This is a genomic window from Streptomyces sp. NPDC059248, from assembly GCF_042753905.1.
Classification (GTDB): domain Bacteria; phylum Actinomycetota; class Actinomycetes; order Streptomycetales; family Streptomycetaceae; genus Streptomyces.
On sequence record NZ_JBHYZV010000048.1, the window covers coordinates 34,097 to 59,648 of the forward strand.

Sequence of the window (25,552 nt, forward strand, 5' to 3'; positions counted from 1 at the left end):
CGGCGAGGTATGGGTGGTTCCCGTCCCGTTCGCCCGGAACGGGAACCACCCACTGCTGGGGGTGGCCGTTCTCGACGCGTGGCTTGCGTCGAGAACGGCCATCTACCAGAGGTGGTCGACCACCTTGGCAGCCACTGCGCTGACCACTCCGGCCACCAGGATGAGGATCAGGTCCTCCCTCCGGCGCCCCAGCCACTCACGTGCGGCCTTTCCCATGCGGCTCCTTCCGCGTCGGGGCCTGCTGCGCTGCGGTTGCAGAGCAGCAGGCCCCGCCACGGAGCGAGCAGGTGGCAGCACAGGGATCTTTTTACACCAACGTCTGCTCTGGAGGGGGCACTTCAGGCCATCCGCGGGTGGTTGGTGAGGTCTTCCAGCTCAGTCCAAAGCTCTGTAGGCACCTGACTTCCAGCACAAGCCCGTTGGGTCGACCCGCTTGGTCAGGGTTCGCCGCGCTCAGCGGAGCCGTCGGCGCACCAAGATGCTTAGTGTCGTCCGTGCGTCCCTGCGGCGATCCGGCGCAGAGGCGAGGACGGAGACGAGGGCAACGGTGATCAGGGCGACCGCATAGAGCAGGCCGGCTGATCCGCTCAAGATCAGCATGTAGTGCAGGAGTTCGGGGGCCTGGGACACGGGCCGACCTTCCGTTGGGAGCTGGTTGCAGCTCTTTTGGTGATGGCTCCAGACTGGCGGCGGCGGTCTTGTGCGGTGAAGTTGCGCCCGGTCCTCCATCGCGATTTCCGCAGGTCAGAAGCTTGAATCCGTACGTCGGCAGCGGAGATTTCCGGCCGTCGAACACGGAAGGGAGGCGGGTCGGTGAACGGGCCATCCAGGCATGCGAGGAACAAGCTGCACGGAATGCTCCAGGAAGCGTGGGGCTGCGAGAAGCTCACGTACCGCGGCCTGGCGAAGGAGTTGGACCTCTCCTACTGGATGGTGCAGAACTGGATCGAGGGGAAGACGGTTCCCACACCAGAGCGAGAGCCATCCTTCCGGTCCGTAGTGGCAAGGCTGCAGAGTGCCCCCGGCGCTCCGGCCTACGCGGACGTCGAATGGGAAGCCGCCTTGCGGGCGGCTCAGAAGGAGGCAAGGAGCGCGCAGCACGGGCAGATCTCCTTGAACCGGCGCCAGACGGACCCCGACCTCCGCTTCATCGGGCTGCACGGTTCGGCTCCCTACGTTTCCGCGACTGAGGCCCGACTACGGAAGAACGAACGTACGGTGATGACCGAGTTCGTCCGGGACTCGCGCCTCGAGGCACCCTCCTACCTGTGCTGGTGCGCCGACGGCCCGGTGGGCAAGACGACGCTGCTGGCTGGCTACGTCCGTCAGAGGCCCCCGATCGGCATCGACATTCTGACCTTCTTCGTCTCCGCGACCCACGGTGCGGACACCCGAGCCGTGTTCGAGATCGAGATCGTCGGCCAGATCGACGGCCTTCTCGGCAAGTCCGGGAGCCTGGTCCCCAAGGGCACCCGGGCGTGGAACGCGCTGTTCGCCGAGGTGGCCGCGAAGAGCGCGGGGCAAGGACGGAGCCTCCTGCTCGTGGTCGACGGACTCGACGACGACGTGGCGTGGCCAGGTGACATCGCAGGGCCGGACCGGGGAGGCGAGGACGGCGCTCCGAGTGGGCCCCCCTTCGGGGGAGAACCCGAGGGCCGGTCCCGGGTCGTGCGGAAATCCGCGCGCGAGAGCATTGCCGCCCTCCTGCCCTCTCTCCCACCACCCAACATGCGGATCATCGTGTCCCTCCGGCGCTGCGCCTCCCTTCCCAGCGACGTTCCGGAGAAGCGGCATCCACTGCGTCAGATCCGTCATCTGCGAACGCTCCTACCCATCGCCGGGGTGCCGCAGCTCCGACAACCGCCACCCGACGCCACTGCGCTGGGCGAACCGGTCGCTGGGCTGCTGGCCGTGGCCAACGGCGGTCTGCGGAGCGCGGATCTGGCGGAGCTGACCGGGCTCTCCGGGGACCACCTCGACCGCTTGGCGCAGGGTCCGGCAGGGCGCGCCCTCGTCACCGAGGATCCGGTGCTCGGGACGTACGCCTTGGCGGATTCCCGTCTTGTACGCGGGGTACGCGAGGGCTTGGGGCAGGCGGCGGTCCTCCGGTACACCGAGGAGCTGCTGGCCTGGTCGCGGAGGTGGCGTGAGGCCGGCTGGCCGGACGGCACTCCTCCGTACCCCTTGACGCATCAGCTCCGCCTGCTGACCGGAACTGCTGAGCGCGCTGCCTACGTCATCGATGTGCGCCGACTGCACCAGCTCGCCCGCACGGCCGGTCCGGATGTTCCGCTCACCCAGCTGGATGCCTTCGAACGCGAGATCAGTGCGGCGCCGGGTGCCACATCTGGTGCAGACCGTATGGCGACACTCGTCGCCCTTTCCGGTGCACGGTCCGTGCTGCGCCGGGCACACGACACGCAGGTGCCCGACGGAGCCGTGGCCCTCTACGTCAGGCTCGGGGACGCGGAGCGCGCACGCGGCTTGGCCCGCTCTGCGCCCACGACTCTCGACAGGGCCGTACACCTGGTCGAGATGGCAGTGGAACTGGCTTACACAGGCCAGCCTTCTGTAGAACGGACCACCCTGAATGCCGATGCCGTCGTGCAGGAGGCAGTGGAATGGCTGGCCCGCGATCGTGCGCACCAGGGCTTTCCCGGTGCCCTCCGCGCCCCCGAGCTGTACGCGCGACTCCTCTGTGCCGCCGCGGTGCTCGCCCGTCTGAACGGTCCCGACGCCGCCAGGTCTGTGTTCCGGGCGGTGCTCCAGGACCCGGCGGCCGGGACAGCTGTGATCACCGAGGCGGCAGGGAGACTGGATGCCGTCATGAGGCTGTACTACCGGGCGGAGACGTTCAGCGCGGGCGGCCTGCGCGCCCGGACCGTGGCAGTGGAACTCTACGGCGCGTTGGCGCAGGTGGCGCCCTACCTCGGCTCGTACGCCGGTGATCGCATCGAGGCCCTCTGCGAGGAACTCGGCGATACCGAAGGGCTGAGGGCGGTCGATGTCCTGGCCACTGCGGCGTCCATGCTCGTCACTCTGCCCGCCAAGCGACACCGCCGAGCCGCCGAACAGCTGCAGGAGGCCCGAGCCCGGATGCATCAGGCCATCGAGGCGCTGGGGGACCCCGATGCCTTGTCCGAAACCGATCGTGCCCACCTGCGCCGAGAACTCGCTGGGACACTGCAGCGCCTGGCCGAGGCCACCGTGGCGATGAAGGAGAGGGGCGACCACGACGGCATCAGACATCAGATGGAGGCCGTGCCGGAGGATCAGCGCGTCGGGGTACTCGGCGACCCCCTGCTGGAACGGGCGCGAGCGATCCTTGATGCAGCGGATAAGGAGAGGGCGCGACGGGCCGACGAGGCAGCTCAGGAGGCTGCCGAGAGGCGGGATGTGGAGCGCAAGACAAAGCGCAGGAAAGCTGAAGCCGAGCGGGCGGCACTGAAACAGCAGCGGGCGTCCCACAGCGCACAAGTCGCGGAGGCACCACAGCCCACACCGATAGAACCCGGAGGCACACGCCCCCTCCCGCCGTCCCGCCGTTCCAACCCGCACCGGCGGTCGACCGGCCTGCTGCGACCGGGTGACGGCCCGCACTCCGATCGGCCAGAACAGCCACTTCTTCCCCGGCTCCTGGAGGTGGACGACCAGGTGAGCACGGGCGATCTCCTCCGCGGCCGAGAACTTCTGGAGGCGGTACTGCGGAGCCGCCCTGCAACGCGGCCCGTAAGCACTCGGCACCTCCCCGAAGGCTGGACCGTGGAACTCTGCCAGGCCATGGGCGCGGCAGGCGTATCGGACCAGGCCGAAGCACTTGTGCAGCACTTGCCCGACATGTATGCCCAGGCGCGGCACCTGGCGGCCTTTTCCCTCGGAGCTTCCCTCGCCGGACACGACAACTTGGGCGCCCGCTACGCCCGAGCGGCGGCCCGGCTGGTACCCGCCGGAGCCGCCCCCGAGCTGGCCAACGCCGTGGCCCAGGCCCTTGCCCACGCGGGGGACGAGGCCGCGGCCACGGTGATGGCGACGGGAGACGCCGCGCAACGGCTGCAGGCGCTGACGGCCATCGCCGCCGGGCTCGTACGACACTGCCCGGAGGCGGCGGCATACGTCGCGGAGCCACTGGTGGAGATCCTCGCGCGGCGGATGGAGACGGGCAGCCCACGCGTGCCTCTCCCTGAACTGGCGGCACTGCTTCTTGCCTTCCCTGACATCCAAAATCCAGTCCCCCGGCTGAGTGACACGCTCGGCCGGGCCGTGCTGCGCATGGCCGCCCCCTACAGGGCGGCGCCGGAACGGTTGATGGCCGTCCTCGCCCTGCTGGAACGGTTCCGTTGCCTTCCGGACGAAGCTGTGAACGCCGCCGAAAGTTCGGTTGACAGATGGAGGCGCACCCGTCAGTCGGGGCTGCAGCCCTCTGCGGAACTGGCGCTCCTGGCAGCGGTGAACGGCGACATCGCGGCCGTGTGGCGGTACGCCGACCAAGCGCGGACGCCGGACGATCGGGCGACGGCGCTCGGTACCGCCGCCGCGCACCTGGCGGGTGCCCAGGTGGCGCTGGCAGCGGACAGCGGCGCCCACGACCGGGTGCTCCGGACCTGCCTGGCACTTGCTCGGGCGGCCGATCACGACAGTCACGCCGCCGAGGAGACGGCCCGGGACATTGTGCTGGGGCTCTTGCGATCCGACGCGTGGACTCGCACGATTCCGCTCCTCCCCTCACTCGCTTCTGGGGCGCTGGGAAATCTGGGAGCCATGGCGAGGGACATGACCATTCTGGAGAAGGACCCGCTGATGTAGGCCCGTTGACTTGGGGGAGGGAGAGCCCTGAGGCCCGGTCGTCTCGGGGTGCCCGCTCCGACGAAGCTTGTGAGGGCTTCCCCGGACGGACCGGGTGCTGTGAGAGCTCCAGGCGTATGGCCGGTGGGTGCGACCTCGCCTTCTCTGCTTTCAACACGCCGACGACCAGGTCGACACATGGCTCCCGTAGAGCTATGACCAGTCGTCGCGGCCGGGGTTCAGGCCGACCATGGGTCCGGAACACGGGCCGTCGGGCCCTCCGGTCCGACCGATTCCACCCGCAGGGCGGTCCGTGGCGGCCGTGCTTCGTGTACAAGGGATCACGCGTACACGATCCTCGTCATGCAACGATGGAGGTATGAACCGACTGGCAAACTCCCAGTCGCCCTATCTCCTCCAGCACGCCTCCAATCCGGTGGATTGGTGGCCATGGGGAGAGGAGGCGATGCAAGAGGCCGAGCGGCGCGACGTACCCATCCTTCTCTCAGTGGGATATTCGTCGTGCCACTTAGCCGACTGATCACTGGTGTCATGTCATGGCCCACGAGTCGTTCGAGGACGAGGCGACCGCCGGCTATCTCAACGAGCACTTTGTGCCGGTGAAGGTGGACCGGGAGGAGCGGCCCGATGTGGACGCGGTCTATATGGAGGCCGTGCAGGCCGCCACCGGGCACGGTGGGTGGCCGATGACGGTGTTTCTGACCGCGGACGGGGAGCCGTTCTACTTCGGTACGTACTTTCCGCCCGAGCCGCGGCACGGTATGGCGTCGTTCCGGCAGGTGCTGGAGGGCGTCACGAGCGCCTGGGCGGAGCGGCGGGACGAGGTGGCCGAGGTCGCGGGGAAGATCACCCGGGATCTGGCGGGGCGGGCGTTGGCGCATGGTGGGGAAGGGGTGCCCGGGGAGGACGATGTCGCGCGGGCGCTGCTGGGGCTGACCCGGGAGTACGACGAGCGGTACGGCGGATTCGGCGGGGCGCCCAAGTTCCCGCCGTCGATGGTGCTGGAGTTCCTGCTGCGGCATCACGCCAGGACCGGGGCGCGCGGGGCGCTCGACATGGTCGAGGGGACCTGTGAGGCGATGGCCAGGGGTGGTCTGTACGACCAGCTCGGCGGCGGCTTCGCCCGGTACTCCGTGGACCGCGAGTGGATCGTGCCGCACTTCGAGAAGATGCTGTACGACAACGCGCTGCTGTGCCGGGTGTACGCGCATCTGTGGCGGGCCACCGGGTCGCCGCTCGCCCGCCGGGTGGCGCTGGAGACCGCCGACTTCCTCGTCCGGGAGCTGCGGACCGCGGAGGGCGGCTTCGCGTCGGCGCTGGACGCGGACAGCCACGACCAGGCCGGTGAGCACGCCGAGGGCGCGTTCTACGTGTGGACGCCTGGGCAGCTCGCCGAGGCGCTGGGCGACGAGGACGGGCGGCGGGCCGCCGAGCTGTTCGGGGTCACGGAGGACGGCACCTTCGAGGAGGGCGCCTCCGTGCTGCGGCTGCCCGGTGACGACGATCCCGTTCTGCGGGCCCGGCTCCTGGCGGCGCGGGAGTCGCGGCACCGGCCCGAGCGGGACGACAAGGTCGTCGCCGCGTGGAACGGGCTCGCGATCGCCGCGCTCGCCGAGACCGGCGCGTTCTTCGACCGGCCCGATCTGGTGGAGCGGGCCACCGAGGCGGCCGATCTGCTGGTACGGGTGCATCTGGACGACGGCGCCCGGCTGACCCGTACCTCCCGGGACGGGGTCGCGAGCGCCAACGCCGGGGTGCTGGAGGACTACGCGGATGTCGCCGAGGGCTTCGTCGCTCTCGCCGGCGTCACCGGCGAGGGCGTCTGGCTGGACTTCGCGGGGGTGCTGCTGGACCTGGTCATCGTCCGATTCACCGGGGAGAACGGCACCCTGTTCGATACCGCGCACGACGCGGAGCGGCTGATCCGCCGGCCCCAGGACCCCACCGACAGCGCCACCCCGTCCGGCTGGACGGCCGCCGCGGGTGCCCTGCTCTCGTATGCCGCGCATACCGGCTCCGAGGCCCATCGCACCGCCGCCGAGCAGGCGCTGGGCGTGGTGAAGGCACTCGGCCCCCGGGCCCCGCGGTTCATCGGCTGGGGTCTCGCGGTCGCCGAGGCGCTGCTCGACGGGCCCCGCGAGGTCGCCGTCGTGGGCCTCGACGGCGATCCGGCCGCCCGCGCCCTGCACCGTACGGCCCTGCTGGCGACCGCCCCCGGCGCGGTGGTCGCCGCGGGGGAGCCCGACGGCGAGGAGTTCCCGCTGCTGCGGGAGCGCCCGCTGGTGAACGGCGAGGCCGCGGCGTACGTCTGCCGCAACTTCAGCTGTCGCGCCCCCGTCACGGACCCGGCCGCCCTCGCGGCGGAGGTGGGCCCGTCTCCCGCGGGGGAGGAGCCGGACGCCGGATGACGGCGTCTGTGGGGGATGTGTGAACACCCCGTGAGGCCCCCAGGGTGCCTCCGGGGTGTTTTTTCGGCCTGCCGCTGTCTCTATTCCTTCATGTCGTCGATAACAACAGGGTGACATCCGGCCCCGTTGGTCACAACAGCCCCAGAAGTGCACTGGCGTGACCGGCGGAGGCACCCCTCTCACCTCGTCCATGGTGGAAATGAGACAGAGTTTCGGTACCTGCTGACAGTAAGTCAACGCAGCGGCCACTCTTGACCGGGAGTGGACATGCCATGGTCGGGAATGCGCCAAGTGTCGGCAATTCGCCAGTGTTTATGGAATGAGCACCGGACTTTCACATTCCGCTATTAAGGTCCACGTAGTTACAACCAAGAGTAGCCGGGAACGCACCTAGGGGAGTGTGCGGACTTCCCGGCGCCATCGGCGCGTTCGCCGGCAGGGGGGTCCTGACGCCGCTCGCGCGGAGGTTCCAAGGGGGGACTTCGTGCTGTTATCGGTGTTTGTCGTGGCCGTATCCCTGGCCCTGTTCGGTATGGCCGTCTTCACGCTCTGGTGGCAGATGCACGCCTGGCGTACGCCGGAGATCCTGGCCGCGACCCGCTTCGACCGGCCCGACGGCGACGTCGGGCTCTCCTTCTCGCTCCTGCTGCCCGCCCGCCATGAACAGGCGGTCCTGCAGCACACCATCGAACGACTGCTGGAGTCCAGCCACACCAACTACGAGATCATCGTGATCGTCGGCCACGACGACCCGGAGACCACCGCGGTCGCCGTCCGCGCCGCCGAGCGCGATCCGCTGCGGGTCCGGGTCATCACCGACACCCATGAGAAGAAGAACAAACCGAAGGCGCTCAACACCGCGCTCCCGCACTGCCGCGGCGACATCGTGGGCGTCTTCGACGCGGAGGACCAGGTCCACCCCGAACTCCTCACCCATGTCGACCACGCCTTCACCACCACCGGCGCCGATGTGGTCCAGGGCGGCGTCCAGCTGATCAACTTCCACTCCAGCTGGTACAGCCTGCGCAACTGCCTGGAGTACTTCTTCTGGTTCCGCAGCAGGCTCCACCTCCACGCCGAGAAGGGCTTCATCCCGCTCGGCGGCAATACCGTCTTCGTCCGGACCGGCGTCCTGCGGGAGGCCGACGGATGGGACCCCGAATGCCTGGCCGAGGACTGCGACCTGGGGGTACGCCTCTCCTCCGTCGGCAAGAAGGTCGTCGTCGCCTACGACAGCGACATGGTCACCCGCGAGGAGACCCCCGACACGCTGCTGAGCATGCTCAAGCAGCGCACCCGCTGGAACCAGGGATTCCTCCAGGTCTACCGGAAGAAGGACTGGAAGCAACTGCCGGGCCGGGGACAGCGGATGCTCGCCCGCTACACCCTGATGACGCCCTTCCTCCAGGCCTTCTCCGGGGTGATCATCCCGCTCAATGTCGGCATCGCGCTCTTCTTCGACATCCCTGTCGGCGCGGCCATGGTGACCTTCCTCCCCGCCATCACCGCCGTGATGACCTTCATCTTCGAGGTCGTCGGACTGCACGACTTCGGCAAGCAGTACGGGCTGCGGGTCCGCTTCGTCCACTACCTCAAGCTCGTCATCGGCGGGCCGTTCTACCAGATCCTGCTGGCCGGCGCCGCGCTCCGGGCCGTCTGGCGGGAGCAGCGCGGCCGTAACGAATGGGAGCTGACCAGTCATATCGGCGCCCATCTGACCGACGCCGCCCCCGCCGACCGCACCGACCGCGCCGAGCCCCGAGAGGACGCCCACCGGTGACCACGACCCTGCCCACTCCGGACGAGACGGCCCCGGACGAGACCGCCCCGGCCGGTCCGGGACCCGGCACCGAGACCACCACGGTCACCGCCCTCGCCCGGCGCACCCGCCCGAACCCGGTCGCCACCGCGCCCGCCCCGGCGGCGGCCCGCACCCGGGAGCGGACCGAGCCGAGACCCGTCATACGGTTCCGTTCCTCCCGCCCCGACCTCTTCCTCTGCTTCGGCCTGCTGGTCGTGATCGTCCTCGTCCAGGGCTGGAACATCACCGGCTTCCCCGCCCTCAGCGACGACGAGGGCACCTATCTCTCCCAGGCGTGGGCCGTCCAGCAGGGCGAGGGCCTCGCCCACTACACCTACTGGTACGACCATCCACCGCTCGGCTGGCTCCAGATCGCCGGACTCACCTATCTCCCGGCCCTGTTCTCGCCCGAGTCGATGAACGTCGCGACCATGCGCTACACGATGCTGCTGGTCAGCGCCGTCAGCGCCGTCCTGGTCTATGTCCTCGCCCGGCGGCTGTTCCTGCCCCGGTGGGCGGCCGGTGCCGCCATGGCCGCCTTCGGGCTCTCCCCGCTGTCGGTCTACTTCCAGCGCGAGCTGTTCCTCGACAACATCGCCGTGATGTGGATGCTGCTGGCGTTCTGCCTCGCGGCGTCCCCGAGCAGACATCTGTGGCACCAGTTCGCCGCCGGACTCGCGGGCGCCGTCTCCGTACTCTCCAAAGAGACGATGCTGCTCGTCCTGCCCGCGCTGCTGATCACGCTCTGGACCCACAGCCACCGCGAGACCCGCAAGTTCGTGGTGACCGGCGCCATCGCCTCCTGCGGGCTGATCGGCTTGTCGTATCCGCTGTACGCGCTGCTCAACAACGAGCTGTTCGCGACGGGCGACCGGGTCTCCCTCTTCGACGGCATCCACTACCAGCTCAGCCGTCCGGGCTCCGGTTTCATCCTCGACGAGGGCTCCGGCACCCACAAGACGTACGAGTCCTGGCTCTACTACGACCCGATCCTCCCGCTCGCCGGGGTCGCCGCCGCCGTCGTCCTCCTTGCCGCCTTCCACTGGTCGGTCACCGCCCGCGCGGTCGCGGGCCCTGCGCTCGCCGTGGCGACCCTGACCCTGGTGGCGTTCCGGCCCGACGGCTATCTGCCCGCCATGTACATCATCCAGGCGCTGCCCTTCCTTGCGCTGGTGCTCGCGGGCGCCGCGGCCAGCGCCGTCCACGCGATCCTCCACCGCGGCGGGCCCGCCGCCGGGACCGGACCCGGGGCGGCGGGGCCCGTACACCGGTTCCGTCCCACCCCGCGCCGCGCCCTGGTCGCCGCCCTCGCCCTGGTGGCCGCCGTGATCACCGTGCCCGCCTGGGCGGACGGCAACCGGGACGCCCTCACCCAGGACGCCAACCGCCACTACCGCGCCGCCGCCGCCTGGTTCGAGACCCAGGTCGACGATCCGGCGAACACCCGGGTCCTCGTCGACGACGCCCTCTGGCTCGACCTCGTCCACGACGGCTACGAGCCGGGCACCGGGGTGGTCTGGTTCTACAAGGCCGACCTCGACCCCGAGGTCATCGAGGCCATGCCGCGCGGCTGGCGCGACATCGACTACGTCGTCTCGTCCCTGACGGTCCGCCGGGACGCGCCCACCCTGCCCACGGTCGGCGCCGCCCTGGCGAACTCCACCGTGGTCCAGGTCTTCGGCACCGGGGACGACCGGATCGAGATCCGCCGGGTCGACGACCGGGCGGGTACGGCCGGCACCGGCGTCCCGCGCACCCCCGGAGGGGTCCTGTGAACACGCCCCGCGCCGGCGCCGACGAGCACACCGAACCCGAATGCGGCGCCGACGAGCACGCCGAGCCCGAACTCGGGGCGGCGGAGATCGCCGAGCCCGGTGTCGTCACCGTCGTCGTCCCCACCTTCAACGAGTCCGGGAACGTCCGCGAACTGCTCCGCGGGCTGACCGATTCGGTGCCCGCCCGGCTGCCCTGCGAGATCGTCTTCGTGGACGACTCCACGGACGACACCCCCGAGGTGATCCGGAGCGCCGCGCGGGACTGCCCCTTCCCGGTCACCGTGATCCACCGCGACCGGCCCGACGGGGGACTCGGCGGCGCGGTCGTCGAGGGCCTGCGGGCCGCGGGCTCCGAGTGGATCGTCGTCATGGACGCCGATCTCCAGCATCCGCCGGATCTCGTCCCGGACCTGGTCGCCACGGGCGAGGAGACGGGCGCCGACCTCGTCGTCGCCAGCCGCTATCGGCCCGGCGGCAGCCGGGCGGGCCTCGCCGGGGGCTATCGCGTCGCGGTCTCCCGCGCCGCCACCTGGCTCACCAAGGGCCTCTTCCCGCGCGGACTGCGCGGTATCAGCGACCCGATGAGCGGCTTCTTCGCGATCCGCCGCACGGCCGTCGCGGCGGCCGTCGACGCCGGGGTGCTGCGCCCGCTGGGCTACAAGATCCTGCTGGAGCTGGCGGTACGGCTGCGGCCCCGGGCCGTCGCCGAGGTGCCGTTCGCCTTCGGGGAGCGGTACGCGGGCGAGTCCAAGTCCACGCCGAAGGAGGGCCTGCGGTTCCTGCGGCATCTGCTCGGACTGCGGACCTCGGCACCCCTGGCCCGGATGGCAGCCTTCGGACTGATCGGGCTCACCGGCTTCGTCCCCAACCTGGTCGTCCTGTATCTGCTCACCCGCGGCGGAATGCACTATCTGCCCGCCGAGGTGATCGCCAATCAGTTCGGTGTGCTGTGGAACTTCCTCCTCATCGAGGTGCTCCTCTTCCGCGACCGCCGCGCCCACCGGCACTGGGCGGACCGGCTCGGCCGGTTCGCCCTGCTCGCCAACGCCGATCTGCTGCTGCGGATCCCGCTGATCGCGCTGCTGGTGGCCGGGGCGGGGATGGCCGTCCTGCCCGCGACGGCGCTGGCACTGCTGCTGACCTTCGTCCTGCGGTTCGCCGCCACCGAGGCGCTGATCTATCTGCCGCGCGAGGCCGGGGCCGGGAGCCCGTTCCGCCGTACCGCCTGAGCGGCGCCCGACACCCCTTCGGACCCCGCGCCCGACCAGGTCCGACACCCGACCGGGTCCGCCCCCCCGTCGGACCCGATACCCGTCGGACCCGATACCCGACACCTCTTCGGGCCCGACACCCGTCAGACCCGGCGGCCGGTGAGCCCCGGCCGCCGTCCCGTCCCACAAGAGCCGCTTCTGGGACGCAGCCGACGTGCGAGAGCACAGAACAGCAACAGGGAAGGAGGACCGCATGCCATCAGCGATACGCCGCCGCAGATCCTCTGCGCTGCTGGCCGTCGCGGCGATGAGCGCCGCGCTCCTCGTCAGCTCGCCCACGCCCGCGACCGCCGGGCCCAATCTGATCCGCAATCCCGGTTTCGAGACCCCGGGGGGACCGGGGAACGACGGCCTGCCCGAGTGCTGGAAGCGGGCGGGCTGGGGCGACAACGACGTCACGTACGAGACCGTCGCGGACGCCCGGACCGGCTCCGCCGCGATGAAGGTGTCACTCACCCGCCGGGTCTCCGGCGACCGCAAGGCGCTGATCACCGAGAGTTCGCTCTGCGCCCCGGCCGTCGTCCCGGACCGCCAGTACGATCTGTCGCTCTGGTACAAGAGCACGACACCCGACACCGCCGTCACGCTCTTCCGGCACAACCCCACCACCGGCTGGCAGTACTGGACGGATCTGATGTCCCTGCCGGTCAGTCCGGCCGGGTACGCCCGCGCCGAGGTGCGCACCCCGGCGATCCCGCCGGGGACCGACCGGATCGCCTGGGGTGTTTCCGTGTACGGGGTGGGCTCCGTCACCACCGACGACTATGTGATGGAGGAGGTCGCGGTCCCGGTCCCGGAACCGGGCTGTACCGGTACGGCCGAGGAGTGCGCCCGGGGCCGCTGGAACGTGCTGCCGACGCAGAACCCGGTCCGTTCCATGCACTCGGTGGTGCTGAAGAACGGCAAGGTCCTGGTGATCGCGGGCTCCGGCAACGATCCGCTGGCCTTCGCGGCGGGCACCTTCACCTCCGCCGTGTACGACCCGGCGAACGGCTCCTGGCGGCAGATCGCCACCCCCGCCGACCTGTTCTGCGCCGGTCACGCCCAGCTCGCCGACGGCAAGGTCCTGATCATGAGCGGGAACAAGGGCTATCCGACGCCGGACGGCAGACTCGGCTACCAGGGCCTGAAGGACTCGTACCTCTTCGATCCGGACACCGAGCGGTACATCCGGACCAATGACATGCACGACGGCCACTGGTATCCGTCGGCGACCGTCCTCGGCAACGGGGACGTGATCTCCTTCGGCGGGCTGAAGGAGGACTCCACCGGCAATGTGACGGCCGAGAAGTTCTCCGCCGCGCAGAACCGCTGGCTGCCGATCGGGCAGACCAACCAGACCTGGACGTACTGGGGTCTGTACCCGTCGATGATCCTGATGCAGGACGGCCGGCTCTTCTACTCGGGCAGCCATGTCTTCGGCAACGGCACCCCGGGCACCGGCGCCTCGATCTACGACTACGACCGCAACACCATCACCGATGTGCCGGGGCTCCAGAACAAGGACGAGCGCGACCAGTCGGCGAGCGTGCTGCTGCCGCCCGCGCAGGACCAGCGGGTCCTCACCATCGGTGGCGGCAACAACGAGCGGAACCCGGTCGCCAATCGGCTCACCGACATCATCGACCTCAAGGCGCCCAGCCCCCGCTACCGGCCGGGCCCGCTGCTGCCGCAGGGCGAGGTCGACCAGGGACAGGGCCGCCGTCCGCAGCGGGGCGCCGAGGGCAAGATGTACGTCTCCGCCGTGCTGCTGCCCGACGGGAAGGTCTTCGAGACCGGGGGTGGTCTGCACGACCGGGCCGACCCGGTGTTCGAGGCGTCGATGTTCGATCCGGTGACCAATACGTACCAGGCGAACATGGCCAGGGACCCGATCCCGCGCGGCTACCACTCGTCGTCGTTCCTGCTGCCCGACGGGCGGGTGATGTCGGTGGGCGACAACCCGGGGAACAACAGCTGGAACCACAATGTGTCCGTCTACAGCCCGCCGTATCTGTTCAAGGGGCCCCGGCCGGAGATCACCGCCGTTCCGGACGACCGCTGGAACTACGGCGACACCCAGCGGATCACCGTGAACCGGCCGATCGCCAAGGCGGAGCTGATCCGGCCCGCCGCGGTCACCCACTCCTCCGACCCGAACCAGCGGTTCGTGGATCTGCCGCTGACCGTGCACGGGGGCAATCAGATCGACCTCAACGTCACCAGCAACCCGAATCTGGCGCCCCCCGGCTGGTACATGCTCTTCGCGGTGGACGCCAACGGTGTGCCGTCGGTGGCCAAATGGGTCCAGCTCGGCGGTGCCGCCGCGGCGGCGAAGGCGGGCGGACACCACGGCCACGCGCCGTCGCCGAACGTCCACGACTTCGCGGACGCGCTGGAGAAGCCCGCCAAGCCGCCGCTGAAGAAGCGGGACTCGGCACCGGTCAGCCCGAAGATCGCGGGCTGTGAACCGGCGTACGGCACTCCTGGTGTCTGTGTCCCGGTGACGTTCCCGAAGGCCGTGGCGGCGACGCCCGAGGCGCGCTGCGAGTGGCTGGCCCGGCGGGACTTCGGGGAGCTGAGGCTCAACGGCCGGGCCGATCCGCTGGGTCTCGACCGGAACAAGGACGGCCGGGCCTGCGGCAAGGGCGATCTGCGGCCGGCGCCGATACCGAAACCCCAGAAGCCGGTGCAGGAGTCGGGACACGGGGGACACTGACGCCCCGGAGCGCTAACGAGCGGGGGACGGGCCCTCGGGACGCAGCCGCAGACCGTCGCGGAGCTGCCCGAGGGCCTCGTCCAGCATCGCCATCAGATCGTCGTGGTGGCCCCGTTCGGCCCAGACCACCAGCACCTCGCGCAGTACGCCCGTCACCGCGGCGGCGAAGATCCGCAGCCGCAGATCGTCGCGGTCCAGACCGTCGCGGTCGGCGAGCGCGCGGATCACGACCTGGGAGGTCTCCGCCATGGTCTCGGTCATCCTGGCCCGTACGGCGGGCACTTCCAGCACCAGTCGGGTGCGCTGGACGACGTCCTCCCGGCCGGCGGCGACGGACGCCGCGAACCCGGCGCGGAAGACGGTCAGCAGCGACTCCAGCGGGTCCTCACCGGCGGGCCTGGCCCGCAACTGCTCCTCGAGGACCGGGTCGAACTCGTCGGTGAGGACGATGTCCTCCTTGGTGGGGAAGTAGCGGAAGACCGTCGACGGGGAGACCTCGGCCGCCTGGGCGATCTGCTCGACCGTCGTCGCCTCGTACCCCTGCTCGGCGATCAGGCGGTACGTCGCCTCCCGGATCGCGATCCGGGTCTTCAGCTTCTTCCGCTCACGCAGCCCCATCGGCGGCACCGGCCGGCCGTCCCCGTCGCCGTCCCCGGCCGACCGCCCCCGCCCGGTGGGGGGCGGCGGGGGAGCTGCGGATCTGCGTACGGTGGCGGCCATGGGGTCATTGTGGGGCATCTGCCCCCATCGCATCCACGGTGGTCCCGTCGCCTGTGGACAGTGCGTCCCCTTCCCGGCGCGGCGCCGGCGCCGCCAGGGCCGCGGCCAGCGCGATGATCCCGCAGACCAGCAGCGTCAGTGACATCCCCCGGGAGAAGGCGGCGTCCGCGGCGCCCGCCAGCGCCGGATCGCCCAGCTCCGCGGCGATCCCGTGGGCCGCGACCACCGACTCCTCCGCCCGCGCGGCGATCGCGTCCGGCAGCCGGGAGGTGTCGATCCGGGCCGCGAAGACGGACGCCAGCAGGGAGCCGAAGAGCGCCACACCGACGGCCGCACCCGCCTGACGGAGCGTCATCAGCAGTCCGGAGCCGCTGCCCGCCCGGTCGGCCGAGAGCGAGCCGATGGCCGCGTCCATCGCGGGCACGATCGCGAAGCCGAACCCGACGGAGAGCACCGAGAGCCAGAGCGCGACAAAGCCGTAGCCGTCGTCGGCGGTGCCCCGGCTGCCGAGGAACGCGGCGAACGCGAGGACCGCCAGACCGCCCGACATCACCGCGTACGGTCCGAACCGCGCGGCCAGCGGTCCCGCCGCCTTCGCCGCCGCGAGCGGGCCGAGCATCAGCGGCAGCATCCGGAGGCCGGTGCCCAGGGCGTCGTATCCGAGCACGGCCTGGAGGTGCAGCGGCAGGGTGAACAGCAGCCCGGCGGCGATCAGGGTGACCAGGGTCGCGGTGAGCGCGGGCAGCAGGAAGCGCCGGTCGGAGAGGAGGGGGAGATCCAGCATCGGGCGGGCGGAACGGCGTTCGCGGCCGACGAGCCCGGCGACGGCCGCGACCCCCAGGGCGAACGCGCCGATCACGAGCGGATCGCCCCAGCCGCGTACCGGCGCCTCGATCACACCGAACACCAGCGCGCCGAGCCCCAGGACCGTGGCCGCGGTCGCCACCGGGTCGACCCGGGGCGCAGCCGGGTCCCGGGATTCCGGGAGCAGCAGCAGACAAGCCCCGATCCCGATCGCCACCATCGGCACGTTCACCAGGAAGATCGCGCCCCACCGGAAGTGGTCCAGCAGCCAGCCGCCGAGGATCGGTCCGAGCGGCATCCCGAGCGCGGAGGCGGCCGAGACGACGCCGACGGCTTTCGTCCGCTCGGCGGGTTCGGGGAAGAGCGTGGGCAGGACGGAGAGCGCGAGCGGCATGACGAACGCGCCGCCGACGCCCATCACGGCCCGGGCGGCGACGACGGTGGTGACATCGTCCGCGAACGCGCCGAGCACCGAGCCCGCGAGGAAGATTCCCAGACCGGCCAGCAGGGTGCGGCGGCGGCCGAAGCGGTCCCCGGCGAGCCCGGCGGGGAGCATCAGGGCGGCGAAGAAGACGATGTACGCGTCGGCCGTCCACTGGGCCTCGCCGGTGGAGGCGCCCAGGTCGGCGGCGATCGTCGGCAGGGCGACATTGAGGATCGTGAGATCGAATCCGAGGACCAGCACGCATGTCACAAGCGCGCCCAGGGCCCACCATCGCCGGTCCACGGCGATCACCTCCGCCATTGATTCCGCAAGTGTCTGAGAGTTGCTGTCAAATGACAGTAACTCGCAGAATCAGGTAAGGGTCAAGGGTGTGAACGCGGGACGGCCGTGGCGCGCTGTGCGCCACGGCCGTCCGGAAGTGCGAAGGGGTGAAGGGTTCGGGGGGCTAAGCCTGGTAGGCGATGAGGGAGATGCCCACGTAGTGGACGACGAAGGCGGCCAGCGTGAGCGAGTGGAAGACCTCGTGGAAGCCGAACCAGCGGGGCGACGGATTGGGCCGCTTGATCCCGTACACCACGCCGCCGACGCTGTAGAGGAGCCCGCCGACGATCACGCAGACCAGGACCGCGATCCCACCCGTCCGCAGGAAGTCCGGCAGGAAGAAGACCGCCGCCCAGCCCATCGCGATGTAGCAGGGCGTGTAGAGCCAGCGGGGCGCGCCCACCCAGAACACCCGGAACGCTATCCCCGCCGTTGCCGCCGCCCAGACCGCCCACAGGAGCGGCCGGGCGGTGGAATCGGGGAGCAGGAGCATCGTCAGCGGGGTATAGGTGCCCGCGATGATCAGGAAGATATTGGCGTGGTCCAGCCGCCGCAGGACGGCCTCGCCGCGCGCCGACCAGTTGCCCCGGTGGTAAAGGGCGCTGACCCCGAAGAGCAGGCAGGCGGTCAGTGTGTAGACGGCGCACGCGAGCCGGGCGCGCGGGGAGCCCGCGAAGGCCGTCAGGACCAGTCCGGCCACCAGGACGGCCGGGAACATCCCCGCGTGCAGCCAGCCGCGCAGCTTCGGTTTCGCCGGGTACGGCGACGCCATGGCGGTCGCCGGGGTCGCATCGATCGCATCGGGTGCGGCAGGCGTCATAACAGGATGGTAGCCAGCGTCCGCGTCCGTCCGGTACGCCCGCCCGGATGGCGGTATCGGAGGGACGGGCCGCGAGGGCATCGTCACACGTGGCGATGCTCACGTGAGAACCCCTCTGGACAGATGGGCACTCGCCATCGATGATCAGATGAGTGCGGTCGGCACCGGATGAGCGCGGTACGGCATCCGGGTCGCAGCCCCCACGGGGCAGTCAGTCAAAAAATCCCTCGACAAGGAGCGATCGTGGCGCGCGACGCTGTGCTCTCCGGGAATGCCCCCCACAGCCCCGGGGCCCTCGGCACCCTCCCCACCAACCACCAGGAGCTCATCGCCTGGGTCGACGAGATCGCGTCGATCACCCGGCCCGACCGGATCGTCTGGTGCGACGGCTCCGAGGCGGAGTACGAGCGCCTGTGCGAGGAGCTCGTCGCCAAGGGCACCTTCACCAAGCTCGACCCCGTCAAGCGCCCCCACTCGTACTACGCCGCGTCCGACCCCACCGATGTCGCCCGGGTCGAGGACCGTACCTTCATCTGCTCCGAGAAGGAGGAGGACGCCGGGCCGACCAACCACTGGAAGGCCCCGGCGGAGATGAAGGAGATCTTCGCCGGCGAGAACGGCATCTTCCGCGGCTCGATGCGCGGCCGCACCATGTACGTCGTCCCGTTCTGCATGGGCCCGCTCGGCTCCCCGCTCTCCGCCATCGGCGTCGAGATCACCGACTCCGCCTATGTCGCGGCCTCCATGCGCACCATGACCCGGATGGGGCAGCCGGTCCTCGACGAGCTGGGCTCCGACGGCTTCTTCGTCAAGGCCGTCCACACCCTCGGCGCCCCGCTCGCCGAAGGCGAGGCCGACGTCCCCTGGCCGTGCAGCTCCACCAAGTACATCTCGCACTTCCCCGAGACCCGGGAGATCTGGTCGTACGGCTCCGGCTACGGCGGCAACGCCCTGCTGGGCAAGAAGTGCTACGCCCTGCGGATCGCCTCGGTCATGGCCCGTGACGAGGGCTGGCTGGCCGAGCACATGCTCGTCCTCAAGCTCACCCCGCCGCAGGGAGAGCCGAAGTACGTGGCCGCCGCCTTCCCGTCCGCGTGCGGCAAGACCAACCTCGCCATGCTGGAGCCCACGATCCCCGGCTGGACCGTGGAGACCATCGGCGACGACATCGCCTGGATGCGGTTCGGCGAGGACGGCCAGCTGTACGCGATCAACCCCGAGGCCGGTTTCTTCGGCGTCGCCCCCGGCACCGGCGAGCACACCAACGCCAACGCCATGAAGACCCTCTGGGGCAACGCCGTCTTCACCAATGTCGCCCTCACCGACGACAACGACGTGTGGTGGGAGGGGATGACCGAGGACACCCCGGCCCATCTCACCGACTGGAAGGGCAACGACTGGACGCCCGCGACCGGCACTCCGGCCGCGCACCCCAACGCCCGGTTCACCGTCCCGGCCGCCCAGTGCCCGATCGTGGCCCCCGAGTGGGAGGACCCGAAGGGCGTCCCGATCTCGGCGATCCTCTTCGGCGGCCGTCGTGCCTCGGCAGTCCCGCTGGTTACCGAGTCCTTCAGCTGGCAGCACGGTGTCTTCCTGGGCGCCAACGTCGCCTCCGAGAAGACCGCCGCCGCCGAGGGCAAGGTCGGCGAGCTGCGCCGCGACCCCTTCGCCATGCTGCCGTTCTGCGGCTACAACATGGGCGACTACATGGCCCACTGGATCAAGGTCGGCCGGAGCGCCGACGCGGCGAAGCTGCCGAAGATCTACTACGTCAACTGGTTCCGCAAGAACGACCGGGGCGAGTTCGTCTGGCCCGGCTTCGGCGAGAACAGCCGGGTCCTGAAGTGGATCGTCGAGCGTCTCGACGGCCGCGCCGAGGGCGTGAAGACCCCGATCGGCGTCCTGCCCACCGCGGCGGCGCTGGACACCGACGGCCTGGAGCTGTCGGCGGAGGACCTCGACTTCCTGCTCACCGTGGACCCGGAGATCTGGCGCGAGGAGGCGGCCCTGGTCCCCGAGCACCTCAACACCTTCGGCGACCACACGCCCAAGGAGCTGTGGGACGAGTACCGCGCACTGGTGGCCCGGCTGGGCTGACCCGAAGACCGGGGACGGGCGCGCACGAACGCGTCCGTACCCGATGCGGCGGTCCTGCCGACCACACCGCCCTGACCTGTGGAGTGTCCTCACCGGTCCGCCGCACCCCGGCCCCCGGCGCCTACCGACCAGGCGCCGGGGGCCGGCGTGTTTCCGGCCGCTGCCCCGGGGCTCAGTAGCCGTCGACCCGCTCGCCGTCGGGAACCTGGTAGCAGCCGGAGACCACATCCAGGGAGAGGCTCGGGCGGTCGTCCTTCGCCAGGTGGACGATATTGACGCTGAAGCTCTGCGCGTCGTTGTCGGCGGTCAGATTGACGTTTTTGTTCCGGCTGGTGTCGGGCCCGTACTCCACGACCTTCCAGCCCAGGGCGGGCAGCTCGGTCCTGAGCCGCTCCATGACGCCCGCCAGCTCACCGGGCGATTCGGGGAAGAAGCTCGACGGGTGGAACGTCTGGTAGTACTTCTCCGGGTCCTTCCCGCCACCGCATTCGGTGATCCTGACCCCGCCCCTGGACGCCTCCCCCTTGATTTTGAGCAGGTCGAAAAGCTCCTGGGCGGCCCGCTTCGTTTGCTCTCTGGCCTCGGCGAGACCGCTGACGCCCGCAGAGGGCACAGGGTTGTCCGACTGTCCGTTGTCGCCCATACCGCATCCCGTGATCAGAGTGAGTGCCAGGCCCAGGGAGAGGGCCGCAGCCGGTTTCCTAGTCTTCAAGCTTCACGTTCCCGTGTCTTCCGGCGACGACGTTGGCCTGGTTGCGGAGCGTCTGTGTGTCGGCCTGCCAGTAGTTGCTGTGCTCCTTGGTGTCCGTAGTCATCTGGTTGGCTCCGAACAAGGAGTCGCTGGGGATGATCCCGGTAATGATCTGGTTGCCGAACTGCTGACCGCCGCCGTGTCCGTAGCGGCCGATATCCGGCACCCAGTCCCCGGGCGCCTCTTGATTCCAGACCCGGCCCTTCGGGACATCCAGCTCCTCGGCCGAACCCACCTGTACCCCGGGGCTGCCGGCGAAGACCACGTCGTCGGCGTTGAGATCGCCCTGCCGGGCCGCCGAGCCGATCACGGTCGTGCCGTACGAATGGCCGATGACCGTGGTGTGACTCGGCCCCTCGGCGGTCCTGGAGGTGTCGAGCCCGTCGAGGAACTGGTTGAGGGCCGGTGCCGCGTCATTGGCGTAGTGGCTGAAGGGGGCGTCCTTCACGGGGCTGTCGGGCGCGTCATAGCCGATCCAGGTGATCGTGGCGACGGATTCACCCTTGGCGGCGGTGTTCGCGGCCTCCCACATGGTGGTCATCCGGCTGATATCGCCCCCGACCTTCTCCAGGCTCGCCCCCGTCCCGGGCACGAAGACCGCCGTGTGATCGGCCGTATCGGGGTTTCCATTGGCGACGATCGCCCGGCCGTCGCCATCCGTGCTGAAGCCCAGCAGATACGCCTCCGGCAGCCCTTCCGTGCCCGTGTCGTCGAAGCGCTCCTCGATACGCTCCATGCCCTTGAGCCCCTTGGTCAGCCGCTCCTGATCGTCCCCGTACTTCTTGGACCACTCCATGTACTCGTCCGTCATCACCTTCGCCGCGCCGCCGCGCGTGTAGATCCAGGTGTACTTGTTCTCCGGCGCGGGCGGGATCGCGTTCAGCGCGAGCTGGTACTCCCCGTGCTTCTGGGCGAGGACCGTACGGTTCGCCTCGTCGCGGGCGGTCGCCGGGAGGCCGTCCAGCGCTCCGACGCTCGCCGGGTTCATGGCGATATAGGCATCCTGCTGCTCGTCCGTGAGCCCCCGCCACCACTCGGCGTTCCGGGCCGGTGAGGCGTCCTTGGGCGGGCCCCCGATCGTCGCCAGATACGTGCCCGCCGCGTCCCGTACCCCGCCGGTGTCGGCCTTGGTGTCCGTCCAGTCCCGGGCGGAGACCGTGAGGTCGTCGTCCGCCTTCAGGGCGCGGAGCTTCGGGGCCCACTTCTCGTCGGCGGCCGTGGCCTCGGTCAGCGCGTTGGTGATCCGTACCGCGATGTCGTAGGCGTAGGCCGCGTGCGGGTTCGGCTGCATATTGGCGGCCTGCCGGCCGACGTCCCTGGCCTGCGGGGTGTCGTCCCCGTGCCCCCGGACTGAGCCAGCCTCGGGGATCTTGCCGTCGACCTTGTCCGGGCCCGCCGGATACGCCACCGTACCGTCGTCGTTGACCGTGAACTTCCGGGACTCCGCCTCCGCGAGGGCCGACTCCAGCTTCCGCTTGGCGGCGGCCATATCGAAGGCGAAGGCGTTGAGCGCCGTACTGATCACACCGCATTCGACCTGGGTGTACTGGAAGTTCTTGGCCAGCTCCCGCACCTCGCCGAGCGCCGCGTCGAGGGCTTCGCCCTCCAGGCGCGCCTTCCGCATCCCACCAATGACACCGCTCTCGAGCTGGTCCTTCGACGCCTGCGCCATATCCGCGACGGCGCGGTAACCGTCGGCGGCGCTCTCGTACTCGGCGGGCTTCAGCGTTTTGAGGGTCTTGAGGTCCACGGCGCCGTCACCGGCCCGTCGGGACGCAGGCGACGTCGTCGCGGTCCGCGAACTCGGCCCGCACCTTGTCGACCTCGGACTTCACGGCCTCGTCGGTCAGCAGCAGATCCTTGCCGACCTTCTCCAGGATCCCCTGGAGGCTTCCACAGCGCCGGCTCACCTCTTCGGCGTATCTCTTCCAGGAGGTGTGGATCTCCTTCTGGGCCGCGGCGGTGAGACATCCCTCGGTCGCACCGAGTCCCGACTGCCCGTCCTCCAGCTTGCCGAGTGCCGTCGTGACGCCCTTGCGTAAGGAGCCGACGCCCTCACCGGCCGCGAGCCACGCCTGCTGGCTGGACTTCAGCCCGCCGGTGATCATGCTGGAGGTGGGGCCGCTGTCATCCGGCGGCAGCCCGTTCAGCTGCATCCCGGGCGCGTTCCGCTCCGCCACCTCCGCCTTGATCTGCTCCCACTCGTCCCATGCCATGCGTGCTCCCCCGGCCGCGGCCTTCCCGACACATGCAGATTTCCCCGACCCTACCGGCCGTACGGAGGCGGTACCGGTGACTGTGGATATCACCGGGACCCCGCCCACCGGAGTGGACGGGGTCCGGGCTCAAAACGGTTCCGTGCCGTACGCCTCAGGCGACGGCCAGCCGCGCCGCGTCGATCGACGCGGCGTGCGCGTCCATCCGCTCGGCGGCCAGGATCGCCACGGCGGTGTCCGCCCGGGAGGCGGCGACGACCAGGGCGCGCCCGGCCAGGGCGTGCGCCCTGCGGTGCAGCGCCTCGGGACCGGTGCCGCTCAGGGCGGTGTGCCGGGCGGGCGGCGCCCCGCGCAACCGGGCGACCTCGGTCGCGATCCGGTCGGCCGCGGCGTCCAGCGACAGCTCGTCGGTGACCGCCAGCAGCGCGGAGAGATGGCCGGCGAGCTGGATGTCCAGCTCCTCCTCGCGGGAGCGATGGGGATACTCGGCGGTGTCGGCCATCGAGTGGACAGACCTGGTGCGGATCGGCTCGTACATGAAGATGGCCTCCTGCTCACTGTCAGGAGACCATCCTACCTTGGATTAAGTCTAAAGTTCGCCCGAGTCGGGAAAGTCGGTGCTGACCTGGGCCTTCGGCCCCACCGGGCGGGTCGGTGCTGGTCAGCGTCGGCCAGCGCCGGTCAGTGCTGGCCGTAGCCGTCCAGGAACGAGCCGATCCGGGTCACCGCGTCCGTCAGATCGTTCACCGCGGGCAGGGTCACGATCCGGAAGTGATCGGGCTCGGGCCAGTTGAAGCCGGTCCCGTGGACCACCATGATCTTCTCGGCGCGCAGCAGGTCGAGCACCATCTGCCGATCGTCCTTGATCTTGTAGACCTTCGGGTCGAGGCGGGGGAAGAGATAGAGCGCCCCCTTCGGCTTGACGCAGGTCACGCCCGGGATCTGGGTGAGCAGGTCGTACGCGGCGTCCCGCTGTTCCAGGATCCGGCCGCCGGGCAGCAGGAGGTCCTCGATCGACTGCCGTCCGCCGAGCGCCGTGGCCACCGCGTGCTGCGAGGGCATATTCGCGCAGAGCCGCATATTGGCCAGGATGGTCAGCCCCTCGATGTACGAGGAGGCGTGCGCCTTCGGGCCGCAGACCGCCAGCCAGCCGGAGCGGTACCCGGCGACGCGGTAGTTCTTGGAGAGCCCGTTGAAGGTGAGGACCATCAGGTCCGGGGCGATCGCCGCGGTGGGGGTGTGGGTCGCGCCGTCGTAGAGGATCTTGTCGTAGATCTCGTCCGAGCAGATGACCAGCTGGTGGCGGCGGGCGATCTCGGTGAGCGCGCGGAGCATCTCGTCGTCGTAGACGGCGCCGGTGGGGTTGTTCGGATTGATGATCACCAGGGCCTTGGTGCGGTCGGTGATCTTCCGTTCCAGATCGGCCAGGTCGGGCAGCCAGTCCGACTGCTCGTCGCAGCGGTAGTGCACCGCCGTGCCGCCGGCCAGCGATACGGAGGCGGTCCACAGCGGGTAGTCCGGCGACGGGACCAGCACCTCGTCGCCGTCGTCGAGCAGCGCCTGCATCGACATCTGGATCAGCTCGGAGACCCCGTTGCCCAGATAGACGTCCTCGACGTCGAGCGGGATGCCCTTGGTCTGATAGTGCTGCATCACCGCGCGCCGGGCGGAGAGCAGGCCCTTCGCGTCGCCGTAACCGTGCGCGTCGCCGAGATTGCGGAGGATGTCCTCCAGGATCTCCGGCGGGCACTCGAAACCGAATGCCGCGGGGTTGCCGGTGTTCAGCTTGAGGATCCGGTTTCCCGCTGCCTCCAGCCGCATCGCCTCCTCAAGTACCGGACCGCGGATCTCGTAACAGACATTGGCGAGCTTCGTCGACTGGATCACCTGCATGGCGTGAGCTTACGGCCGCCCGTCGAAGATCGCCCAGTGTTTTAGCCCACGTCGGCGGTGGTCGGAGGAGGACGGAAGGGCTCCCGGGCGGGAAGCCTGGGAGCCCTTCCGAACACACATGGAACGCCGGCCGCCGCGGGACGGCGACCGGTCGGCGTCAGCCGTTGACGCAGATGTTGCCGAGCGCCGGGTTCAGCAGTCCGATGACGCTGATCGAGTTACCGCAGACATTGATGGGTACGTGCACCGGAATCTGGATCACATTGCCCGACAGCACGCCCGGGGAGTTCGCGGCGGCGCCATTGGCGTCGGAGTCGGCCATGGCCGGAGCCGCGGAGCCCAGCGCCAGCAGAATGCCCGCGACGGCGGCGGCAGCCTTCTTGTACTTCATTTTCTCGACCCTTTCAGCGGCGGTGCCGAACGCGGGCACGACTCTCGTGCGCCGCGCCGACAGTTCCCTGTTCCGTGGCGCCTCCGCAGATCTTGTAACGACTGGGTTCCCGCCAGGAAACCTCGGCTATAGCGACCGGGGGAAAAGTCACTCGTATGCGAAACGCCCGGCACGGGCCCGGAGGCTTCCGTGCCGGGCCTGAAAAGGGCGGTGGGCCCCGGGGGGGGCGGGCGGGGGGCCCCCCCCCGGGCCGGGCGGGGGGGGTGGGGGGTGGTTTAAACAAAAACCCACCCCCCCCACCAGCGGGTATGTGGTGTTGCGGCGTGGTGGTGTGAAAT

General features: G+C 70.0%; 15 protein-coding genes and 1 pseudogene. 7 read left to right on the forward strand and 9 right to left on the reverse strand.

What is annotated here, in order from left to right; translation table 11 throughout:
- Positions 1-855: 855 nt before the first annotated feature.
- The 6 genes and pseudogenes from ACFXG1_RS21100 to ACFXG1_RS21125 all read left to right on the forward strand — a co-directional run bounded on the left by ACFXG1_RS21100 (position 856) and on the right by ACFXG1_RS21125 (position 14,756).
- Entirely contained in the window at positions 856-4,803 is a 3,948-nt protein-coding gene (locus tag ACFXG1_RS21100; RefSeq protein WP_384717495.1) for a hypothetical protein, read from the forward strand.
- A gap of 358 nt (positions 4,804-5,161) precedes the next feature.
- Positions 5,162-7,211 (forward strand): annotated as a pseudogene (locus ACFXG1_RS21105) (thioredoxin domain-containing protein).
- Positions 7,212-7,695: 484 nt separating this feature from the next.
- Positions 7,696-8,991: a glycosyltransferase gene (locus ACFXG1_RS21110; protein ID WP_384718838.1), complete on the forward strand. Its 1,296-nt coding sequence runs from the start codon at positions 7,696-7,698 to the stop codon at positions 8,989-8,991.
- Positions 8,988-10,787: an ArnT family glycosyltransferase gene (locus ACFXG1_RS21115; RefSeq protein ID WP_384718840.1), complete on the forward strand. Its 1,800-nt coding sequence runs from the start codon at positions 8,988-8,990 to the stop codon at positions 10,785-10,787. Before ACFXG1_RS21110 ends, ACFXG1_RS21115 begins: the two co-directional genes overlap by 4 nt.
- 86 nt (positions 10,788-10,873) lie before the next feature.
- Positions 10,874-12,016, forward strand: coding sequence for a glycosyltransferase (locus ACFXG1_RS21120; protein ID WP_384718842.1), 1,143 nt, complete (start codon positions 10,874-10,876; stop codon positions 12,014-12,016).
- A gap of 235 nt (positions 12,017-12,251) precedes the next feature.
- Positions 12,252-14,756 (forward strand): galactose oxidase-like domain-containing protein, encoded by a 2,505-nt coding sequence (locus ACFXG1_RS21125; RefSeq protein ID WP_384744070.1) that lies wholly within the window; start codon positions 12,252-12,254, stop codon positions 14,754-14,756.
- A gap of 12 nt (positions 14,757-14,768) precedes the next feature.
- Here the strand turns inward: ACFXG1_RS21125 and ACFXG1_RS21130 are convergent, their stop codons facing one another.
- The 3 genes from ACFXG1_RS21130 to ACFXG1_RS21140 form a co-directional block, all read right to left on the reverse strand.
- Positions 14,769-15,476, reverse strand: coding sequence for a TetR/AcrR family transcriptional regulator (locus ACFXG1_RS21130; RefSeq protein WP_384719250.1), 708 nt, complete (start codon positions 15,474-15,476; stop codon positions 14,769-14,771).
- Between the two features lie 4 nt (positions 15,477-15,480).
- Positions 15,481-17,025: a DHA2 family efflux MFS transporter permease subunit gene (locus ACFXG1_RS21135; RefSeq protein WP_384744072.1), complete on the reverse strand. Its 1,545-nt coding sequence runs from the start codon at positions 17,023-17,025 to the stop codon at positions 15,481-15,483.
- 145 nt (positions 17,026-17,170) lie between these two features.
- Positions 17,171-17,866, reverse strand: a complete 696-nt coding sequence (locus ACFXG1_RS21140) for a hemolysin III family protein (protein WP_384721587.1) — start codon at positions 17,864-17,866, stop codon at positions 17,171-17,173.
- Positions 17,867-18,109: 243 nt separating this feature from the next.
- On the opposite strand from ACFXG1_RS21140, the gene ACFXG1_RS21145 reads away from it, so the two are divergent.
- Complete coding sequence (locus ACFXG1_RS21145) at positions 18,110-19,963, forward strand: phosphoenolpyruvate carboxykinase (GTP) (RefSeq protein WP_384721584.1); 1,854 nt, start codon at positions 18,110-18,112, stop codon at positions 19,961-19,963.
- 172 nt (positions 19,964-20,135) lie between these two features.
- Here the strand turns inward: ACFXG1_RS21145 and ACFXG1_RS21150 are convergent, their stop codons facing one another.
- The 6 genes from ACFXG1_RS21150 to ACFXG1_RS21175 form a co-directional block, all read right to left on the reverse strand.
- Positions 20,136-20,606, reverse strand: a complete 471-nt coding sequence (locus ACFXG1_RS21150) for a hypothetical protein (RefSeq protein WP_384711338.1) — start codon at positions 20,604-20,606, stop codon at positions 20,136-20,138.
- A gap of 58 nt (positions 20,607-20,664) precedes the next feature.
- A complete protein-coding gene (locus tag ACFXG1_RS21155) occupies positions 20,665-22,464 on the reverse strand; it encodes an alpha/beta hydrolase (protein ID WP_384711335.1) in 1,800 nt (599 codons plus the stop codon).
- 7 nt (positions 22,465-22,471) lie between these two features.
- The gene (locus ACFXG1_RS21160) at positions 22,472-22,930 is read right to left on the reverse strand and encodes a hypothetical protein (protein ID WP_384711332.1); all 459 of its coding nucleotides are present in this window, start codon (positions 22,928-22,930) and stop codon (positions 22,472-22,474) included.
- 154 nt (positions 22,931-23,084) lie between these two features.
- The gene (locus tag ACFXG1_RS21165; RefSeq protein WP_384744075.1) at positions 23,085-23,468 is read right to left on the reverse strand and encodes a hypothetical protein; all 384 of its coding nucleotides are present in this window, start codon (positions 23,466-23,468) and stop codon (positions 23,085-23,087) included.
- Positions 23,469-23,611: 143 nt separating this feature from the next.
- Complete coding sequence (locus ACFXG1_RS21170; RefSeq protein WP_384711326.1) at positions 23,612-24,823, reverse strand: pyridoxal phosphate-dependent aminotransferase; 1,212 nt, start codon at positions 24,821-24,823, stop codon at positions 23,612-23,614.
- A gap of 157 nt (positions 24,824-24,980) precedes the next feature.
- Positions 24,981-25,214: a chaplin gene (locus ACFXG1_RS21175; protein WP_384711323.1), complete on the reverse strand. Its 234-nt coding sequence runs from the start codon at positions 25,212-25,214 to the stop codon at positions 24,981-24,983.
- Positions 25,215-25,552 lie beyond the last annotated feature (338 nt).